14 protein-coding genes, 1 tRNA gene and 1 pseudogene are annotated in these 20,013 nt (G+C 61.1%); 7 read left to right on the top strand and 9 right to left on the bottom strand.

Annotated features, from left to right (window positions below):
* Both E5X88_RS19310 and E5X88_RS19315 read right to left on the bottom strand, forming a co-directional pair.
* The gene (locus tag E5X88_RS19310; protein WP_292164033.1) at window positions 1-939 is read right to left on the bottom strand and encodes a substrate-binding domain-containing protein; all 939 of its coding nucleotides are present in this window, start codon (window positions 937-939) and stop codon (window positions 1-3) included.
* Between the two features lie 122 nt (window positions 940-1,061).
* A complete protein-coding gene (locus E5X88_RS19315; protein WP_292164034.1) occupies window positions 1,062-1,673 on the bottom strand; it encodes a cupin domain-containing protein in 612 nt (203 codons plus the stop codon).
* A 1,247-nt stretch (window positions 1,674-2,920) separates the two neighbouring features.
* On the opposite strand from E5X88_RS19315, the gene E5X88_RS19320 reads away from it, so the two are divergent.
* Window positions 2,921-4,003: a histidine kinase dimerization/phosphoacceptor domain -containing protein gene (locus tag E5X88_RS19320; protein WP_292164036.1), complete on the top strand. Its 1,083-nt coding sequence runs from the start codon at window positions 2,921-2,923 to the stop codon at window positions 4,001-4,003.
* A gap of 758 nt (window positions 4,004-4,761) precedes the next feature.
* Here the strand turns inward: E5X88_RS19320 and E5X88_RS19325 are convergent.
* From E5X88_RS19325 to E5X88_RS19335, 3 genes are all read right to left on the bottom strand, one after another.
* The gene (locus E5X88_RS19325; protein WP_292164038.1) at window positions 4,762-6,009 is read right to left on the bottom strand and encodes a GGDEF domain-containing protein; all 1,248 of its coding nucleotides are present in this window, start codon (window positions 6,007-6,009) and stop codon (window positions 4,762-4,764) included.
* 354 nt (window positions 6,010-6,363) lie between these two features.
* Window positions 6,364-6,672 (bottom strand): TOBE domain-containing protein, encoded by a 309-nt coding sequence (locus tag E5X88_RS19330; RefSeq protein WP_292164040.1) that lies wholly within the window; start codon window positions 6,670-6,672, stop codon window positions 6,364-6,366.
* Entirely contained in the window at window positions 6,656-7,852 is a 1,197-nt protein-coding gene (locus tag E5X88_RS19335) for an ROK family transcriptional regulator (RefSeq protein ID WP_292164042.1), read from the bottom strand. The genes E5X88_RS19330 and E5X88_RS19335 overlap by 17 nt, the downstream gene beginning before the upstream one ends.
* Before the next feature lie 253 nt (window positions 7,853-8,105).
* Between E5X88_RS19335 and E5X88_RS19340 the strand changes: the two genes are divergently transcribed.
* The 4 genes from E5X88_RS19340 (at window position 8,106) to E5X88_RS19355 (ending at window position 13,550) form a co-directional block, all read left to right on the top strand.
* Window positions 8,106-10,673 carry an ATP-binding cassette domain-containing protein gene (locus E5X88_RS19340; RefSeq protein WP_292164044.1) on the top strand — a complete coding sequence of 856 codons (2,568 nt, stop codon included), beginning with the start codon at window positions 8,106-8,108 and terminating at the stop codon, window positions 10,671-10,673.
* Window positions 10,670-11,659: an ABC transporter permease gene (locus E5X88_RS19345; RefSeq protein WP_292164045.1), complete on the top strand. Its 990-nt coding sequence runs from the start codon at window positions 10,670-10,672 to the stop codon at window positions 11,657-11,659. The genes E5X88_RS19340 and E5X88_RS19345 overlap by 4 nt, the downstream gene beginning before the upstream one ends.
* Window positions 11,660-11,705: 46 nt before the next feature.
* Window positions 11,706-12,707, top strand: coding sequence for a rhamnose ABC transporter substrate-binding protein (locus E5X88_RS19350; RefSeq protein WP_292164046.1), 1,002 nt, complete (start codon window positions 11,706-11,708; stop codon window positions 12,705-12,707).
* Between the two features lie 84 nt (window positions 12,708-12,791).
* Window positions 12,792-13,550, top strand: coding sequence for a glutamine amidotransferase (locus tag E5X88_RS19355; protein ID WP_292164047.1), 759 nt, complete (start codon window positions 12,792-12,794; stop codon window positions 13,548-13,550).
* A 322-nt stretch (window positions 13,551-13,872) separates the two neighbouring features.
* On the opposite strand, the gene E5X88_RS19360 is transcribed toward E5X88_RS19355, so the two are convergent.
* Both E5X88_RS19360 and E5X88_RS19365 read right to left on the bottom strand, forming a co-directional pair.
* A complete protein-coding gene (locus E5X88_RS19360; protein ID WP_292164049.1) occupies window positions 13,873-14,682 on the bottom strand; it encodes a methyltransferase domain-containing protein in 810 nt (269 codons plus the stop codon).
* An 11-nt stretch (window positions 14,683-14,693) separates the two neighbouring features.
* Entirely contained in the window at window positions 14,694-15,509 is an 816-nt protein-coding gene (locus E5X88_RS19365; protein ID WP_292164051.1) for a methyltransferase domain-containing protein, read from the bottom strand.
* A gap of 596 nt (window positions 15,510-16,105) precedes the next feature.
* Between E5X88_RS19365 and E5X88_RS33655 the strand changes: the two are divergent.
* Window positions 16,106-16,195: pseudogene (locus E5X88_RS33655) on the top strand (hypothetical protein); the annotation flags it as partial.
* 161 nt (window positions 16,196-16,356) lie between these two features.
* Here E5X88_RS33655 and E5X88_RS19375 read toward each other — a convergent pair.
* Window positions 16,357-16,431 (bottom strand) — tRNA-Gln (locus E5X88_RS19375).
* Between the two features lie 114 nt (window positions 16,432-16,545).
* Complete coding sequence (locus E5X88_RS19380; protein ID WP_292164056.1) at window positions 16,546-16,917, bottom strand: VOC family protein; 372 nt, start codon at window positions 16,915-16,917, stop codon at window positions 16,546-16,548.
* Window positions 16,918-17,126: 209 nt separating this feature from the next.
* Here E5X88_RS19380 and ppdK point away from each other — a divergent pair, with 209 nt between their 5' ends.
* Complete coding sequence (gene ppdK / locus E5X88_RS19385; protein WP_292164059.1) at window positions 17,127-19,805, top strand: pyruvate, phosphate dikinase; 2,679 nt, start codon at window positions 17,127-17,129, stop codon at window positions 19,803-19,805.
* Window positions 19,806-20,013 lie beyond the last annotated feature (208 nt).

A 20,013-nucleotide genomic window follows, 5' to 3' on the forward strand; every position in this document is an offset into this window, starting at 1 on the left:
CTACTGGAACATCGCGCGGTATTGCTCGACATTGTCCTTGGTCACGATGGTCACCGGAATATTGATGATAGGCTCGACCGTTTCGCCCTTCTTGAGCTTGATCAATGCTTCGACAGCGGCCTTGCCTTCGCCGGCTGGATCCTGCTGAACGACCGCCGTCACCCAGCCATCGTCGATGCCCTGAATCGCCTGCTTTGTCAGGTCCCAACCGAACACCTTGACGTCGCCGGTGCGGCCTTGGCTGGTTACGGCCGAAACCGCGCCGAGCAATGCCGGCTCGCCGGTCGCATAGAGCGTCGTCATGTCCGGATTGGCGGTCATCAGATTTTCCGAAGCGCTCATCGCGGTCTCCTGAACGTTCTGACCGTCGACCGTATCGAGGAAGGTGATCGCCAACCCACTGTCAGTGACCGCCTTCTTGAACCCGTCGAGCCGCTGGTTCTGGATGAACGAATTAAGCGCGCCGACTATACCGATCTTGGCCGCGCCGCCCATCTCGGTCTTCACATAGTTGGTGTAGAATTTGCCGATGTCTTCGCCGGCCCTGGCGTTGTCGACGCCGATGAACGCAATGTTGTCGCCATCGGGTATCTGCGCATCGATGGCGATGACCGGGATGCCGGCCGACTTCGCGGCGGTGATTGCAGGCTTGACGCCGTTCACGTCGATGGCGACCAAAATGATGCCATCGACTTTCTGGGTGATGTAGTTCTCGATCGCGTCATTTTGCGCGCTCGGCACGTTGTTGGCATTGAAGATGACCAGCTTGGCGCCAGCGGCGTCGGCCGCCTTCTTCGCGCCCTCATTGATCTGATTGAAGAAGAGGGCCTGCTGGTTGATGTTGACGAGAGCGAACGTATCGGCGAGCGCCGATCCCATCGCTGTCGAGCAAATGACGATTGCGGCGGCGCAACGGATGAGAAATTTGAATCGACGCATTTTCGGTTCCCCTTGCTTGCGGGGCCAGACCTCGTTCGGCTGGTCCCATTGGTGCTACAGGCACAACGCCAACATTCAAGAGACTTGAATATTTGTCAACGAATTTGAAGGCCGAACTTCGATCAGAAAGTCGCCGGCGTGTTAACCCAGAAAATACTGGCTCTCTCCTTGCCGCTGTTGCGATAGTGATGCGGTAGCTCCGACCTGAACACGAACGCATCGCCAGTAGCGAGCTTATGGCTCTTGCCGTCGACAATGAGCTCGACCCGGCCGGCGAGCACATAGCCGACCTCCTCGCCGACATGCTGGATGGGACCTTCGCTCTCGCCGTCTGCCTCGATATGATGGATGTTGCACTGAAGCAGATGGCCGGACGAATACGGAATAATGCGTTCGAGCGAAATGCCTTCGCCTCGTCTCAGCGCATCGAGCGTGATCAATGGCCGCGCGCCTGCACGGAACACGATCGCCTCATCGTCGTCGACCTGCTCGAACATCCAGCCGATATTGGTCTGCAGGACTTCGACCAGTCGGTGAAGCATAGGCAGGGACGGCGAGGCCTTGCCGTTCTCAATTTTGGACAACAGGCTTTCAGAGCAGTCCGCTGCAGTGGCCAGCTTCTTGAGCGTCATGCCACGTGTCTTGCGGGCGAGGCGCAACCGCGTTCCAAGTCGGGCGGCATTGACCGTGGCGTCCATTTCGGTGTCCCGCCGTCGCCGATCGATTTTGTTCATCCGTTCGCCAACCATTCAACAGTCAAGGACAACTGTCGCGTGAGCAAAAGGCAGCAGCGGGCAATTTGCAAGCGGTCATCTATCAATTTCGCCGATGCAGCCAAAGTCCGACATGTTGATGGCGAAGGTCCGAAACCTCCGGCGTCGAAGGACCACTCGCATTTCTCGAAGACATCCTGAGATTTTCCGAGGTGGTTGGTGACGTCAATGTTATCTCGGCGACAAATCGGCGCTCACCACCACGGTGCTCATAGCGCAGCCTGTCTGTGAGAACAGCAGGAGAGCCGAACTTCCCCGCAAGCGGGGTTCCATATCCGCGCGCCTCCTGGGGAACTTTTTATGAGGTCAAGTAGCCGGCGAGCGGTTCCCCAAATGGTAAAACGTAGCATGCAACAAAACGATCAGGGTTCGTCTGCCTTCGCCAATGGGTGAGCGATCCCGCCGTCATGCGAAGGCCTTGAATACGGTGGCAAGGGAGGCGGTGTTGTTTCCTTCCGACCAAGCAGCTACCTGGCAGCCCGTTGCCTGTCACAAGGGGCGGTGCGTGAGCCCAGCGCATCAACTGCGCGCGACTTTCGCAACGAAAGGCCCGCCGGTCGAGGCCGGCGGGTGAAGGCTCTGGAGTAGCCAGATGATCTGGCATGTGAACAACGGGCTCACGAGCGTTTTGTTGCAATACTCAAACAGAAACATTAGTAATCACTTGACGACCTTCGTGCCCACTCCAGAATCTCTGCATGACGCGGGGAAATCACGCACCTCGACGTCGGCGATGAAGTGACGCTAACGGCGGCCCTGCTTGGGATGCTGGATGATGGACGACCAGATCAGCATCCCGTCTATGGATTCCAATATTCGATCGCGGCCGCAAAGAAACTCGGCCAGCCGACAGGCTGCAGCTGAAGGGGAGGTCACCTATGTCAACGAGGAGGACGAAACGGGTACCGGTGCAGGCTGGTGGTCGATTGCCGTCGATTCCAAAACGATCACAGTTTGGGGACCCGTTCCACGGATGGCACCTCGCCTGAGGCGGATTAGAGAACGCCCGTTGACCCAGAAAAGAGACCCTTGATTTGCAGAGACCGTCGAATGCCTGCCATGACCCCGATACTGACCGTTGCGAAGTTCTGTGGGCAGTTCAGCTCGGTCGAAAGTTCACAACTATCAGAACGGTCTGCAGACTTATCAGTCCGGCAGAGCTTCACGCACTGAAACGATTCTCCCAACCCAAAAGCACAGGCCATTAGATGACATCGACTCAAGACAAGGCTGAGGCAGTCGAGCAATTGCTCGATACACCTGACCTTGCCACCGCGCTGGAAAGCGAGCATTTCAAGAAATTCCTTGACCAAGTGCCGATAGCTATTGCCGTTTCGGACCTCGCCACGAAGGAGCGTGTGGTCTATGCCAATCCGGAATTCGAAAAAGTGTCAGGCCTGAACGTTGCCCGGCTTACCCGGCAAAACTGGGCAGCACTTTCCGGTATTGGCGTTCACCAGCAGGAGGGCCGGCCTCTGCCTGAGGCCTTGGTGAATGAAACCGATTTCGTCGGCACCTTCCGGCTGGAGCGCGCGAACGACAAGCCAGCCCTTGTCGATGTTTATTCAAACATCATCGTGGACGACAACGGCACGAACTGCTTCCGACTGGTGGCTCTGGTCGACGTGTCATCCCACGGCGAATCTGAAGAGGCACGCTTGGTGGAGGAGCGCGTGCGCGAGAAGGACACCTTACTGCGCGAACTGCAGCACCGGGTGAAGAACAATCTGCAGATGATCACCGCATTGATCCGTCTGGAAACCCGTAACGCAACCGAGCCCGACCAGAAAAGGTTTGAGAGGCTTGCCGGGCGCGTCGACGCTCTGGCGATCCTCTACCAGACGCTATCGGCAGACGAGCAGAATGATGAGGTCGATCTCGGTGTCTATCTCAGCCAAATCGCATCCGCGGTAATGAGCTCGCATGCAGCTGAGGGCATCCGCCTCGACATGAAGGTGGATACGTATCCGGTGTCAATCAACGTCGCCATGCCAACGGGACTGGTTGTGAACGAATTGCTGACCAATGCCCTCAAGCATGCCTTCAAAGGGCGTGAAGGGGGGACGATAACGCTGCACAGCATCTCCAATGGCGACGGCTGCTTGGTCATAGTTGCAGACGACGGAATCGGCCTGCCGGAAGGGGAGACATGGCCCAAGCCCGGCAAGCTTGGCGCGCTGATCGCACGCTCGCTGACCGAGAACGCCAAGGCTGAGTTCGAAGTCGTCTCTAGCCCCGGTGAAGGGACGAAGGTCACCATCGTCTTCAAGCGATCTGCAGCAGGCAGCTGACATTTGCCGTGGGGCAACGCTTTCAATGCTGCGGCCACCCACCTGCGACCCATTGGCGGACATTCACCGTTCGAGCCATGGTTGTCGAGAGTGATCGCATGGAAGATTGTCGGTCGAAAGCGCCAGGTGCGAATGCGACGAAGCAGAGTTTCTACGATCACATTAAACCGCTCCGGGTTCATCAAACGCCCGGCAGCGCTTGCGATCGATTGCAAGTTGCGCGGCTGCGACCTCGTTAAAATCAAGATCGGGACCTTATTTGGGTCGGTACACCTGCCGGGGCAGCAAGAGCACGAGGAGTCAGATCAATGTCGACAACGTCGCCCGGCTGATCGCCGAAGGCCGCATGACCGAACACGGTCTGGCCCAGCTGAAACCCGCCAAAGCGGATGGCGTCAGGCCCGCGCCCATTCAGCGGAGATGAGATGAGCTGCGCGCCCCAGCGCGGCTCGATGTACGCTTTGGATCGTTTGCGACGAGGCATTTGCCGATTTGAACGTTCGCCCTTGAAGATCCGCAGCCTGAAGTTGTCAGTCCACGCCCGGCCCCATCGTGACCCCGCCCCGGGAAAGGCTGAGCGCCGGGCGTTTCTGGCCCGCTCTGCGCTCGCCGCCGAGACATGAACGCAAGATGATGGTGGAGGAATGAGATGCGCCGACGCACTCCTCGAAGCCAGAGTCTCGAAGAGGCTTCGAACACGTCCGCATCGCAAACCGGTTCGCATTCCTCAGCCCCCACGAGGGCCTATTTCGACGGCATCACCGTGTCGAGCGAATATGTTTGCGCCCGGGTGACTCCGGTCTGTGGAGCAGCACTCGGTTGCGGCCGGTTTGCTTGGCAAGATAGAGCGCAGCATCCGCCTGACGCTGCAACTGCTCCGGTGGGATGGCTTCATCAGCCGTCTGAACCGCAACTCCAATGCTGAGGGTGACGCGGCGCGACACGCGGGATGCAGGATTGGGAAAAGCGGCGGCCTCAACGCTTTTACGAATTCGCTCAGCCACTGAGATGGCCTCTCCCTCGTCCACCCCGGGCAGGAGCACGAGGAATTCTTCCCCGCCGTAGCGGGCCACGTGATCGCGATCGCGCCTAACGTTTTCCTTGATAATGCTGGCGACTTCGACCAGACAGCGATCGCCCTCGGCATGGCCGAGGTGATCGTTCAGCTTCTTGAAGTCGTCAATGTCGCACATCAGCATAGCGGCACCGTCGAAGCACTGTCTGCCATCGCCCCATAAGTGGTCGAGCGTTTCCGTCATCCAGCGCCGGTTGGCGATGCCGGTGAGCGGATCGGTACTCGCCAAAAGTTCCAGCCGATCGTTCGCTTCGGCCAGTTCGGCGACTCTGCGCCGGTCGCGAAGCTCAAACAGGAAAGTCTTCTGGGCCAGAATTGTCATGATGCGCCGCGCGGCGACCGTTGCGAAGATACCGCTGGCGAAAAACAGCGTCGCAGCCACGGCGCTCCCAAATTCGATGGCCGGATTCTGCAGCTGAAAAATGAGATATAGACCGAGCGCCTCGGCGGCAATAGTCACCGTCCAGGATAGCGGGATGCCGAAGATAATGATGGCTGTAATGGCCACGAACAGCATGATGTTCAAGTGCCGTTCGTAGAATTCTCCACCAGCGCTTACGCCGACCAATGCAACGGACAACAAGATGAGAAACATGCCTGCAATCAGCCAACCGCCTTGCAGCCAGGACGCCTGCGGTTTTCGCCAGACAAGGACGATGGCCATAACGACGGGCGGAATGATGGCGCCCGGCAGGAGCATGGACAGCGCGATCCCCCTTGGAAGCATCAGCATGTTGAGCGCCAGGGTCAGCACATCCAACAAAGCCACCCAGATCATCCAGGCTCGGATGATCTTCGCCGTTTGCGACCAGACACGTGCTCGAAACAGGCGTTTGATCTCGCCTTTGAGGCGGATATCGCGCGTGCGGCGCGCCAGAAGTCGGTCAACTTCTGCAGCTATGGCAGGGTCGTCCTGCACGTCGAGGTGCATGCGATCTGACACAATCGATGGGCCCTTAAACTGCTTTCTCCTGAACATCCGGCCGAGGCGTCCGGTCGTCGCCAATGGGAAAGCATGCCAATTTATCCTGAAGATTTGATTTCTAGCAGCAACGGATTTGCGTATTCAGTTGTGAACCGACGGCAACCGACCGTGTAGGGCTGCGTCGTTGATCGAGCTGTGCCGCGAATCTACCGGGACATAGGCAGACGGGAATCTGTCAGGCGGGTCAGAGGAAAGTCTGAAGCTGGTCACTTCGGCCAGGTTGGAGTCGGAGAACGACCCGCTGCGCGGGATGGGCACGCGGTGAGGTAGAGGTCACGATCCGATTGCCGCGCCCGAGCTCTAGGAAATGCGCTGGCCGCTTTCGTCCAGCACAACGCAGCCGGCCAGATCAAAGCTGACCTCGATCGCCTCGCCTTCACGAGCCACTCGGCCGTTGATCTGCGTGTTGGCGCGGATCGCCGTCGTCCTGGCGCCGATGTCGATCTCGTAGATGACGCTGCCGCCCAGGTAGGAGGTCGAGACGATGCGCCCGCTCAGCCGGTTGTCCGTCGCCGCGGAACCGCCCGACAATCTCTGCGGCCGCACGACAATCGTGACGGCCGTGCCCGCACTCTCGCTGAGTTTCTTGTGGTTAGCTTTGGCTGGCAAGCTTCAAAAGGCTGCCCAACAACATTGTTTTGTCCTTGCCGATCATCAGCACGCCGCTGTCGGGAGCCAACAGTGCCGAGAACGGCAACATCGCCGCGCCGATCGGCGAAGCCTCGGGACCGAATTGTCCCGATACGATCTCCGGCGCCACGATGCCGATGGCGCTGATCATGTTGAACTGGGTCTGCACCTTTGCCAACAGCTCGAGATGGATCGGCCGCGGCAGGATGCTGTCAAGAACGATCGCCTCGATGTCGATGACGGAGGTGATGGCGATGATCGCCTCGACCAGCGCGTTCGCACAATCATCGATCCATTCGAACAGCGGCTCGCGCGCCCCCGGCGGCAACGGGTCCAGCTCCCGCACACGATTGATCTCGACGCCGCGCGACCTGAGATGATTGACCAACACGTAGATCGAAGCCCTATGGAGCAGGCTTTGGTAGCGCGCGGGCTTGGCCGCGACCGAATCGAGGCTTGAAGGCGATACTGGCAACGGCCCGAGCGCGGCGCTGTTGCCGTGCGGTCCGGTATGGACCTTGCCGCCTTGCACCAGCCCGCCGCCGACAAACGTGTCGATCGAAATATGCATGAAGTCGCGAAACCGCGCGCCGGCCCCCTGGACGAGTTCGGCCAGTGCCGCTGATGACGCGTCGTTTTCCACGAAAACCGGAGTTTTCGCCCTTATGGTGAAGAAGGTCGTCAGGTCGATTGCTTCCCAACGGCTGCCAAGGTCGTCGGGGAAGCCGAGCTCCTCGCTCCAGCCGCCGAGGAAATAGGGCGAGGCGATGCCGACCCCGACGATGCTGGCATCGCCAAGCCTGGCGACGAGCTTGTCAAAATTGGCCAGTGACATGTTGCCGGCCTTGAGCACCAGCTGCGGATCCGGAAAGCGGTATTCGTGCGACTCGCGGGCGCGTACCTCGCCGGCGAAGTCGACGAGCACGGCCTCCAGCGCGCGCCGGCCGATCTTGATACCAACACTGTAAATTCGCTCCGGCGTGAGCCGGTAGAGAGTGGACGGTGAACCGCGCTGCCCAAACCTTTTTCCCACTTGCTTTACAAATCCAGACGACTCCAATCCGTCGACTATGGCGGCGACTGCGGCCGGCGTCAGATTTGCAGCGCGCGCCAGGTCGGACTTGGAGGCCTCCTTCAGGCGGCGGATGGCGTCAAGCACGAAGCGTTCGTTGTAATGCCGAACTTTGACGGAATTGCTGCCTTTTCCAGACAAAACTACTGCCTTCCCATATCATTCGCTCGGAATCACTGCGGTCGCTACTGCTTTGACGCTGCTGCGATCGAGGCACTCCAGCCGCGCCTTTGCGAGACGCGACAGTGCCCGCCAGGACCGCGGAAGTCAATTTTCCGATTGCGGTTCTTATCGATTTAATATAGCAAATTGAAAAAAGAAGCAAAGCCTGGGAGGTGAGGTGCTGCACTTGGGCGCATACGGCGAAGCCGATGTTGCGGTGAAAAGGGACGGGGCTGCGCCGGTTGCCCTGGTTCAGGTGACAAAGGCCTTCGGCGGCACGATTGCCCTCAAGGATGCGTCCTTCGAATTGCGCTCTGGCGAGGTGCTGGCGCTGCTTGGCGAAAACGGGGCCGGCAAGAGCACCTGCGTGAAGTTGCTGGCCGGCGTGTATGCCCCTACCGGCGGACATGTCGAGGTCGACGGCAAGCCCGTGGTCTTCCACACGCCGCACGACGCCCAGGCCGCCGGCATTGCGGTTATGCACCAGCATCCCGGCCTGTTCCCCGATCTTTCGGTCGCGGAAAATATCTATCTAGGTCACATGCCCCGCGACCGCTTCGGCGGCACCGACAACGCCGCCATGCTTGCCGGCGCGCACAAGGTGCTGGCGACGGTCGGCCTCGACGTGCCGGCCGAAACGCGGCTGGCAACGTTGCGCACCTCCGAACAGCAACTGGTCGAGATCGCCCGCGCCCTGTCGCTCGACGCGCGGGTGCTGATCATGGACGAGCCCACGGCCGCCTTGTCGCAGCGCGAGGTCGAGCGGCTGTTCACCGTCGTCGCCGATCTGCGGCTGCATGGCGTAGCGATGATGTTCGTCGGCCACCGCATGAACGAGATCTTCCGCATCGCCGACCGCATCGCGGTGTTGCGCGACGGGCGCCTCATTGGCGTCAAGCCGAAGGCCGAGCTTGGCCGCGCAGCCGCCATCGGCATGATGGTCGGTCGCGAAGTGGCCGACCTCTATCCGGAACGGAACCACGCCACCGGCGCGATGGTGCTGGAGGCGAGGGGGCTTTCTCACGCCGGGGGTTTTTCCAACATCGACCTCAAGCTCCACGCCGGAGAGGTGCTCGGGTTAGGCGGCCTGGTCGGCAGCGGCCGAACCGAGATCGCTCGCGTGCTGTTCGGTATCGACCAGCCGGATGCCGGCGAAATCCTGATCGATGGCGAACCTGTCCGCTTCGCATCGGCGCGCGACGCCATGGATGCGCGCATCGCCTATGTCTCGGAAGACCGGATGGGCCAGAGCCTGGTGATGGATTTTTCTATCCTCGACAACGCGGTGCTGCCCGTCGTCGACAAGGCAGCTCGTTCTGGCCTCTATGGCTCGGACCGCGCGATCGATCTGGTTTCGGACTGGCTGAAGCGCATGAAGCTTCGCTTCTCCGGCTACAGGCAGCCGGTGAAGGAACTGTCCGGCGGCAACCAGCAGAAGGTGGTGTTGGCCAAATGGCTGCGCACCGAGCCGCGCGTCCTCATCCTCGACGAGCCCACGCAAGGCATTGATGTCGGCACCAAGGCGGAAGTGCATGCGATGATCGCCGACCTTGCCGCGCAGGGCATGGCTATCATCCTGATCTCCTCCGAAATGCCCGAGCTCATCGGTATGTGCGACCGCATCATCGTCCTGCGCGAAGGCCACCGGACGGCCGAATTTGCCAGGGGCGAAGCCACCCAGGAAACGGTGCTGGAAGCAGCCACGAAGGCCGACGAGCGCGCCAACCCAGCAGCACAGGAGGAGCGCGCCGCCCGCGAGGAGAAGAGAAGAGGATTGCTCGACCTACTGAAGCGGCGGGAGTTCGGCCTGCTCGCCGCGATGTTGGCGGTCGCCATCCCGGTCACCATCATCAACCCTCGCATGGTGAGCGCGGCCAACCTGACCGCCGTGTCGATGGATGCCGCCCTGCTCGTCGTCGCAGCACTCGCACAGATGCTGGTGCTGATCACTCGCAACATCGACCTTTCGATCGCCGCGGTGATCGGCCTTTCAGCCTATATGGCGGCCAGCATGGTTCAGGCCTATCCGGGGGTCGATATCGGTATCGGCCTCGCGACCGCCTGCGCGGTCGGCGGGGTCGCCGGTTTGCTCAATGGCCTTGTCGTCACCAGGGGAAGAATCCCAGCGATCGTCGTTACGCTGGCCTCGATGTCGATCTATCGCGGATTCAACTCGATCTGGGCAGCCGGCGACCAGATCAGCGCCGACGAAGTAACCCAAGCATGGCTTGACATGACCGGCCTGAAGATCGCCGGCGTGCCGCTGATCGTCGTCATCGCGGTCGTCATCCTGTGCTTGGGCTACGTGCTGCTCTATCGCACGGCCATCGGGCGCGAACTGTTCGCCACCGGCTCCAATCCGGACGGCGCGCGTCTTATCGGCATTCCCGTTGACAGGCGCATCCTCCTGGCCTTTGGCATGGCCGGCCTGCTCGGCGGCCTGTGCGGTGCGCTGTGGGCATCCCGCTATGCGACCATCGACGCCCGTGTCGCGCTCGGCTTCGAACTCACCGTGATCGCATCGGCGGTGGTTGGCGGCGTCGCCATCCGCGGTGGTTCGGGCACGCTGCTCGGCATCATCCTGGGAGCGCTCACGTTGCTGGTCATAAAGAACGGGCTGACGCTGGTGCGCGTCGACCCGCTGTGGCTACAGGGCGTCTACGGTCTGGTGATCCTGGTCGCCATCGGCATCGACACCTTCATCGTGCGGCGCGCGGAGCAGGCAAGACAGGCGAGGGCGAGATGAAGAAGTTCCTCCGTTCCATCGACTTCTGGGATCTGCTGCTGGCGACCGCTTGCCTAGCCATCTTCCTCTACGCGGCGATCTTCGTGCCAAATTTCGTCTCAAGCTTCAATCTCTCGCAACTGGCTGCGAGCGCCTCGGAAAAGGCGTTGCTGATCCTGCCGATGACGCTGCTCATCATCACCCGCGAAATCGACCTGTCGATCGCCTCGATGTTGGCACTGACGTCCGTCGTCTTTGGCCTGCTCGTCCAGGCCGGGGTGCCGACGCTGGCGGCAATCGCGCTGACGCTCGTCGCCGGTGGCCTGCTCGGCACGTTCAACGGCTATCTGGTCTCGGGCCTTGGGTTGCAGTCGCTGGTGGTGACGCTCGGCACCATGGCGCTCTATCGCGGTATTGGCTACATCCTGCTCGGCACGGGTTCGGTCAACATCCTGCCGCCTGCGGTCGTCGACTTCGGCATCAACAACCTGCCGGGCACCGAGATACCGTGGACCATCGTGCCCTTCCTAGTGCTGGCGCCGGTGTTTGCGGTCGTGCTCCAGAAGACGCCAACCGGCAAGCGCATCTATGCGCTCGGCGGCAGCCCCGAAGTGGCGCGCTATTCCGGTATCAACACGCTTCGGATTGTCCTGAACCTGTTCGTCGTCTCGGGCATCGTCGCCGCCATCGCCGGCATCGTCTATACCGCGCGCCTCTCCAACGCGCGTGCCAACAACGCGCTTGGCATGGAGCTCGACGTCATCACCATCGTGCTGCTCGGTGGCGTCAGCGTCTTTGGCGGCAAGGGGCGCCTGACCGGCGTCATGTTGGCACTGGTCCTTATCGCCATCATCCGCAACGTGCTGGCGCTCAACCAGATCGGCGGCGACGCACAGGGCATGATCATCGGCATGCTCCTTATCGGCTCTCTGATCGTCGGCAATTACTGGCGCTCCGCCCAAGAGCTGCTCAGCAGATCCCGCGCAATGCGCGAGACAAAGGGGTGATCTCGGGCCCCTTCATTCAAGCCCGAATTTTGACGGAGGAGTCACAATGAAAGCGTTTAGATCAGCCCTGCTCGCATCCGCGGTTCTGCTCGCGCCAACCTCTCTGGCCTTCAGCCAGGAGTGCGCCAAGGAACCCGTAACGGTCGGTTTCCTGCCCAAGCTCGACACGGACCCCTACTTCAAGGTGGCCTTTGGTGGCGCACAAGAGGCAGCGAAGGAAATTGGCGGCACCGCTACCCAGGTCGCCCCATCGCAGGCGACCGCCGAGGCGCAGATCGAATTCATCAACAGCCTCGTGTCGCAAAAGGTTGGGGTCATCGCAATTGCCGGCAACGACGCCAATGCCGTCGCGCCTGCGCTGAAGCGCGCCGTTCAGCAGGGCGTCAGGGTGATTTCCTATGACTCCGATGTGGCCGCCGATGCCCGCGCGGTGTTTGTCAATCAGGTTAAAGGCGACAGTCTCGCCGAAATGATGCTGGAAAGTGCATTCGACCTCAGCGGCGGTGAAGGCGAATTCGCAATCCTGTCGTCGACTCCGACGGCGACCAACCAGAACGCCTGGATCGACTTCATGAAGGCGAAGATGGCTGCTGAACCGAAGTTTTCCAAAATGAAGCTGGTGCAGGTGGCCTATGGCGAAGAAAGCGAACAAATCAACCAGCAACAGGCGTTGGCGCTGGTCCAGGCCTTTCCGAACCTCAAAGTGATGATCGTCCCGGCAGGCATTGGCCTTCCGGCTGCCGCGCGGGCACTGGAGGAGGCGGGCATGATCGACAAGGTCAAGCTGACCGGCCTCGCGCCGGCTACTTTGATCTCGAAATACATCAAGGACGGGGCGGCTCAGGATATCTGGTGGAACGTCACTGATCTTGGCTATCTTACCTATCAGACGGCCCAGGCTCTTGCGCAGTGCAAGATCACCGGCAATGAGGGTGAGAAATTCAAAGCTGGCAGGCTCGGCGAATACACGATCGGAGCCGGCGGCGAATTGATTCTTGGACCGGCGAAAATCGTGACCCCCGACAATCTGGCCGAGTTCAAATTCTGATCCTGCAGAGATCAAGCCGCCGGGGGGTGCCGATCTATCCGGCGCCCTCCTAAATTCTCTCGAATGAAACAGTGCGGGGCAGCAATGAAGATGTTGCTTGCAGGCGAAACCTTCCCTGCGACGACCTCGGTCGCCGTCGGCGGAGATGTGCTAACAAGTGCGACCTCGACAAATGGTGCGACGGCCTTCAACGCAGCGCTAGCCATAGAAGGCATCGCCGTCACGCAGATCGGCGGCGAGCGCTGCGCGGCGGAGTTCCCCTATGACCTCGATGCGCTCGCTCAGTATCAGGCGGTGGTGATCTCCGATGTCGGCGCGCTGACATTGCTGGTCACCCCGGATGCCCGCGCCGGGCGTGTCGGCGTCAACCGCCTCGACGTGCTCAAGGCCTATGTCGAAGGTGGCGGCGGGCTGATGCTGGCCGGTGGCTATATGGGCTTTCAAGGCATGTTCGGAACGGCGCGGTTTCACGACACCCCCGTCGAAGATGTGCTGCCCGTCCGCTGCCTGCCATTCTGTGACGGTATGGAGGTGCCGCAGGGGCTGCAGGCGTCCATCCTGCAGTCTTCGCATCCGATCTTCGCCGGCGTCGAGGGCCAGTTGCCGCCCATTCTTGGCATGAACAAGCTGGATTTCAGGCGGGACGGTTCGTCCCAACTTCTAGCGACCTGCCACCATCGCGACACGGACTGGCCACTTCTTGCCGTTCGCAACCATGGCCGCGGCCGCACAATTGCGTGGGCGACCGATATCGGGCCGCACTGGCTCTCGCAGGATTTTCTCGGCTGGCCGCTCTACGGCAGGCTGATGGCAAACATGATCCATTGGCTCGCCGGCCTCTAGTAGGCGAGCCTGGGTACCGGTTGATCAGTGCTGTTGCCCGGCGCTGCCTCGAGGTCGTCGCTTAGCGAGACGTTGTTTCGGGCGAGGCTGCACAGGTCAAATCACCCGAACTACGTCGAGCAGCAGATTAGGCTGCCAGAGCGATCCGGCCGTCGGCAGTTGGCGGCGTCACCAGTTAGTGGACCGCAAGCGAGCTGAACGCTGAGCCGTATCGATATGCACCGCGAGCCGGCTGGCGAAGCCATGACGTGTGATCGCCTCCCCACAGCCGTTTGGGAACATGGCCGGGGCCTGTTAGAAGGGCTATCATCGTGTCCACTCTCTAGCCTATAGCCATCGCAAGATTGGTCCGGAGTTCGAAGGCCAGCGCCGATCCGTCCGTGTAGGATTGCTGTACCGACGCGCTATCGCTGACGATCGCCTCAACAGAGTCCTTGCGTTCCTGATCGCTCATTGCCTTGCCGGCGGCGCTCATGCCAACGAGCGCCATCGTGTTCAATCGCAAAAAGCTCGAGCCATCCTCAAACCGTATGGTGCACGACAGAACCTTTGACCGGACCTCGTTGAACCCCGCGTCCCGAAGCAGCGTCTCAAGGCGGGCAGCATCTCCGAAGCCGTAACGCTGATCCGAGATGGCGCCCAGACGCCGTTCTGCCACACGGCGAAGCTCTCGAAAGAACGGAATCTCCTCGTCCGATCGCCACGTGGCCACAGCCAGCCTTCCGTCCTTCGCCAATGCTCGACGCATCTGCGCCGCGGCCGCTGGCTTATCGGGAAAGAACTGCAGTCCCTGCTGACAGGCGACGACATCGAACTGCTCGCCGTCCTTGAGTGGCAAGGCGCTGGCATTGCCTTCGCGCCATTCGATGCCTGGCGCGACAGCGCGTGCAACCGCAAGCATGTCGGGACTGATGTCGATGCCGACAACATGCCCAGCATCGCCGATCCGCTCCCTTGCGACGCGCGCAAGTATTCCCGTTCCGCAGGCGATGTCGAGAACGCGATCGCGCGGGCCAAGCCCCACTTCTTCGACCGTCATTTCGGCCCAGGGCCGGAACAGCGGTCCTGCGAGCCACCGCTCGTACATCTGAGGAAAACTAGTCTGGTTCATTGCATAGCTGGGCAGGTTCATCGTCGCCTCCTCTAGGCCAGCGCGGCAGGCTTGCGGGCGATCAGGCTGGTGTAGGCAATGTGGCCGAAAAACGTCCCAGCATTCACCCTGTGGCGCGCCTCCGCCTTCAACGCCGCAGCGGTCTCTTCCCCAATAGAACCGGAGGCGCACAGAATGTCGGCGCCTCTGTCGACAACGGACAGCATGTAGGCGCCCCCTGTCGTTTCCGAGAAACCGTGACTGCGAAAACTAACAAGTTCGAAACCTGAATCCCGAACGAGCGCGCAGAGCCGGCGTATCAGCCAGCGGTCGTTCACCGAACTGGCCATCATCGCGGTCACGCAGGTCTGCAACGGATCGTGATCCCCGAGCGCCGCCGTCGCGGTTGCGTAGTCGCCGTCGAACACGGCGAGCCAGCCAGCCGGGCGAAGTATGCGATGAGCTTCGGCAAGGGCACGTTCCGGTCCCGGCACATGCGAGAGGGTTGAATCGAAGATGGCGACGTCGAATGCCTCACCGCCGAAGGGGAGCGACCGTCCGTCGGCTTCGTTGAACGTCACATTGGCAAGGTCGGATGCCAATACTTGCGCTTTTCGGATCAGAGATGCCGCCGGATCGACACCCACCACCGTGTCAACATTCGGCCATCGCGCGAGCATCCGTGTCAGCACGCCGGTCCCGCAGCCGACGTCCACGACATGCGCGCCCTCCGGAAAATCGATCCCGGAAAGAAAAGCGCGCCGCATCGCCTGCTGCTGCGGGTCGGCGCCTCGCGCCTCCAGCACGCCCGCAAGGCGCTCCTGCATGGATGAATCGAGGTCAGTAACGGTCGCCCACACATCCGGCATCGTTCGCGCTCCTTTCCTGCCATGGAACCAAGGCGGGATGTGCCGGACCGCACCTGTGATGGAGGTTGGACGCGAGACCCTGTCGCACGCGATTGGCCGGTCCATTCCGGTTCGGATCAACTGAACCGAACCGAGAGCTTCTGTGCTCCGGCTGCTCAACTAGGATAGAGTCGTTCGGGGGATGCAGCAATTGCCAAGAATTCATCGACTCGATGAATGACGAGCATCGGGAGGACACCCAAGTGGAAATGCATGAGGTTCGATAGTTTCTCGCCGCATGCGAAAACCTTGAACTTTCATAAGGCGGCGGCGCAATGTCACGTCGCGCAGTCGCGTAGACCCGCGCCATCCAGAGGCTGGAGGCCGAGCCTGGGGGCGCCTCTTCAGCCGGGAGCGCAGTCATGTCAAACTGACGGACTTCGGGCGTCCTCATCCGCCCGCACCTGGATGATGTCCTGCGCCGTACCAGCGATGCCGAGCAGCCGGCCTCCATCGGGCAGCGTCATCCACCACAGCGACCGTGGCGTGCAAGGCGCCTGCGCTGAATACGCTGCACGACTTGCAGCGCATCGCATCGGGGCAAGGCTGAGCGCTTCATGCGAACGCTGAAGGAGGAAGAGGTCGATGGTCGAGCCTATCGCGATATCATCGATGCCAGGAAGGGGATCGGCGAATTCATCGAGCGGGTCTACAACAAACAGCGCCTGCATTCAGCGCTCGACTATCTCTCGCCGGATGAATATGAAGCCGGCCTAACGCGATTGCGCCAGGGTCCCCCGAGGGGTGCAGTCCACTATGTCTCCGGTATAAAATGTAACCTATGTGTCCGGAACGGACCTTTGTCGCTTGGCTGGGGCGCCAGGATTCGAACCTGGGATTGTCGGTACCAAAAACCGATGCCTTACCACTTGGCTACGCCCCAATAGCGGGAACATGTCCGCTGCGCGCGGCCTTATAGGACGAGCCGACGGAAAGCTCAATGCCGAGAATTGCGACTATGCAAGGCTGATCCGCCGGCCAGCGTTTCGGTCCGCAATCATCGTCCTGGATGCGGAACTGTGTCGTTATTCACCCAGACGGCCATTTCATTACCGGCCGGGTCGACGAAATGAAACCGCCTGCCACCGGGGAATGAGAAGATCGGCTTGACGATCGTGCCGCCGGAATTTTCGACGGCGTCCAGGGTTTCTTCCAGATCCCCGGAATAAAGCACGGGAAGCGGCTTGGCGGGCGCTTCGCCGGCATCGGCCTGGAAGCCTCCGTCAACACCTTCCGAAAAGGCAGAATAGGTCGGTCCGTAGTCGGTGAACGACCATGAAAAGGCGGCGCTGTAGAAAGCCTTCAGCCTATCCAGCGTTCCACCGGTTGCCGGCATTTCCAGATAATCGAGTTTTCCGGTCAGTCTCATGGCGCTACTTTTCGTTCCTGTTATGTTCTACGTCGGCAGCCATCGAACCGCAAGTCTTTTTGGCATCGCTTTTTCTTAATCGATTGTAGAAGCCGGCTGGCCTTGCCGACGCCTTGCCTTTCGCACTGCAGCATCATATCGCTCGGATAGGACACGGCGAAGCTTCGGCTTCGTCAATCTTTTCAATCTCCTGCAACCGGAGAGCAAGCATGACCAAATGGGTCTACACCTTTGGCGACGGCGCTGCGGAAGGCCGTGCCGGCGATCGGAACCTTCTGGGCGGCAAGGGCGCCAATCTGGCCGAAATGTGCAGCCTGGGCCTGCCCGTGCCGCCGGGCTTCACCATCACCACCGAGGTCTGCAATGCCTACTACGCCAATGAGCGCTGCTATCCGGCCTCGCTGGAAGCGGATGTCGCGGTCGCCCTCGATCATATCGGCCGTCTGACCGGGCGCCGTTTCGGCGATCCCTCGAAATTGCTTTTGGTGTCGGTGCGTTCGGGTGCCCGTGCGTCCATGCCCGGCATGATGGACACCGTGCTCAATCTCGGCCTGAACGACGAGACGGTCGAGGCACTGGCCGCCGATTCGGGCGATGCGCGCTTTGCCTATGACAGCTACCGGCGTTTCATCCAGATGTATTCCGATGTCGTCATGGGCCTCGACCATGAGGTGTTCGAGGAAATCCTCGAAGACCAGAAGGGCGGGCTCGGCCGTGAACTCGACACCGAACTGACCGCCATCGAATGGCAGGGCGTGATCGCACTCTACAAGGCCAAGGTCGAGGAGGAACTCGGCAAGCCGTTTCCGCAGGATCCGAACGAGCAGCTCTGGGGCGCGATCGGCGCCGTGTTTTCAAGCTGGATGAACAACCGCGCCATCACCTACCGACGCCTGCACGACATTCCCGAAAGCTGGGGCACGGCGGTCAACGTCCAGGCCATGGTCTTCGGCAATATGGGCGAGACTTCGGCCACCGGCGTCGCTTTCACCCGCAATCCGTCGACCGGCGAAAAGATGCTCTATGGCGAGTTCCTGGTGAATGCGCAGGGCGAGGATGTCGTCGCCGGCATCCGCACACCGCAAAACATCACCGAGGCAGCGCGCATTGCCGCCGGTTCCGACAAGCCGTCGCTGCAGAAGCTGATGCCGGAAGCCTTCCAGTCTTTCGTCACCATTTCCGATCGTCTGGAGAAGCACTACCGCGATATGCAGGATCTCGAATTCACCATCGAGCGCGGCAAATTGTGGATGCTGCAGACGAGGTCCGGCAAGCGTACCGCCAAGGCCGCGCTCAGGATCGCCGTCGATATGGCAAAGGATAAGCTCATTTCGAAGGAGGAGGCCGTCGCCCGCATCGATCCGGCCTCGCTCGACCAGTTGCTGCATCCGACCATCGACCCGAAGGCGGCGCGCGATGTGATCGGCGTCGGTCTGCCGGCCTCTCCGGGTGCTGCCACCGGCGAGATCGTCTTTTCCTCCAACGACGCCGAGGAGCTCAAGACACAAGGCCGCAAGGCGATCCTCGTGCGCATCGAGACCAGTCCCGAAGACATCCACGGCATGCATGCGGCAGAAGGTATCCTGACCACGCGCGGCGGCATGACCAGCCACGCCGCAGTGGTGGCGCGGGGCATGGGCAAGCCTTGCGTGTCGGGCGCGGGCTCGCTGCGCGTCGACTACAAAGCCGGCACGCTGATGGCGATGGGATCGACATTCCGCAAGGGCGATATCATCACCATCGACGGCGGCAACGGCCAGGTGCTGAAAGGTGCCGTACCGATGCTGCAGCCTGAGCTCTCGGGCGATTTCGCAGCCATCATGGAATGGGCCGATGCCGTGCGCCGCATGAAGGTGCGCACCAATGCCGAAACGCCGCTTGACGCTCGCATGGCGCGTTCCTTCGGCGCCGAGGGCATCGGGCTGTGCCGCACCGAACACATGTTCTTCGAGGGCGACCGTATCGTGGCCATGCGCGAGATGATCCTGGCCGACACGGAAAAGGGCCGGCGAACGGCGCTGGCCAAGCTCTTGCCCATGCAGCGCTCGGATTTCCTCGAACTGTTCGAGATCATGGCCGGCCTGCCGGTGACGATCCGCTTGCTCGATCCGCCGCTGCACGAATTCCTGCCCAAGACCGAGGAGGAGGTGGCCGAAGTCGCCGCCGCCATGAACGTGTCGCCCGACAAGCTGAGGCAGCGCACCGAAGCCCTGCACGAGTTCAACCCGATGCTTGGCCATCGCGGCTGCCGGCTTGCGGTTTCCTATCCCGAGATCGCCGAGATGCAGGCGCGCGCCATTTTCGAGGCAGCTGTCGAAGCCGGCAGAAAGGCCGGCGCGCTTGTGGTTCCGGAAATCATGGTGCCGCTGGTCGGTCTGGTGAAGGAGCTCGATTACGTCAAGGCGCGCATCGATGCCGTCGCCAAGAGCGTGATGGAGGAAACCGGCGTCAAGATCGATTATCTTACCGGCACGATGATCGAATTGCCGCGCGCCGCGATCCGCGCCCATGTCATCGCCGAGGCGGCCGAATTCTTCTCGTTCGGCACCAATGATCTGACCCAGACCACCTTTGGCATCTCACGCGACGATGCGGCCTCGTTCCTTGAGACCTATCGTCAGAAGGGCATTATCGAGCAGGATCCCTTCGTGTCGCTCGACATCGAGGGTGTCGGCGAGTTGGTGCGGATGGCAACCGAAAAGGGCAGGGCAACCCGGCCGGATATCAAGCTCGGCATTTGCGGCGAACATGGCGGTGACCCGGCATCGATCCATTTCTGCGAGGAGGTCGGCCTCGACTATGTGTCGTGCTCACCCTATCGGGTTCCGATCGCCAGGCTGGCTGCCGCGCAGGCGGCGGTGCAAGTTGGGAAGACTTTGGCATCATGAGAGCCCGATGTCGGTGTGGAGGACCGTGGGTCGGGAAGGTCAGGTCGCCGAACAAGCCGCACGCCAGGCCCGCCGCCACTCTCTGGGGGTGATCTCCACACCAGCAGCCCCTAATGCTTGGCGGATCGCCACCATATTGTTCGGAGCCGGGCCTCGCTCAAAACTAACGAAGGTGGCCGGTGATACCTTGGCGGCGTCCGCCCAGTTC

The sequence above is a fragment of the Mesorhizobium sp. genome, from assembly GCF_004962245.1.
In the GTDB taxonomy this organism is placed as follows: domain Bacteria; phylum Pseudomonadota; class Alphaproteobacteria; order Rhizobiales; family Rhizobiaceae; genus Mesorhizobium.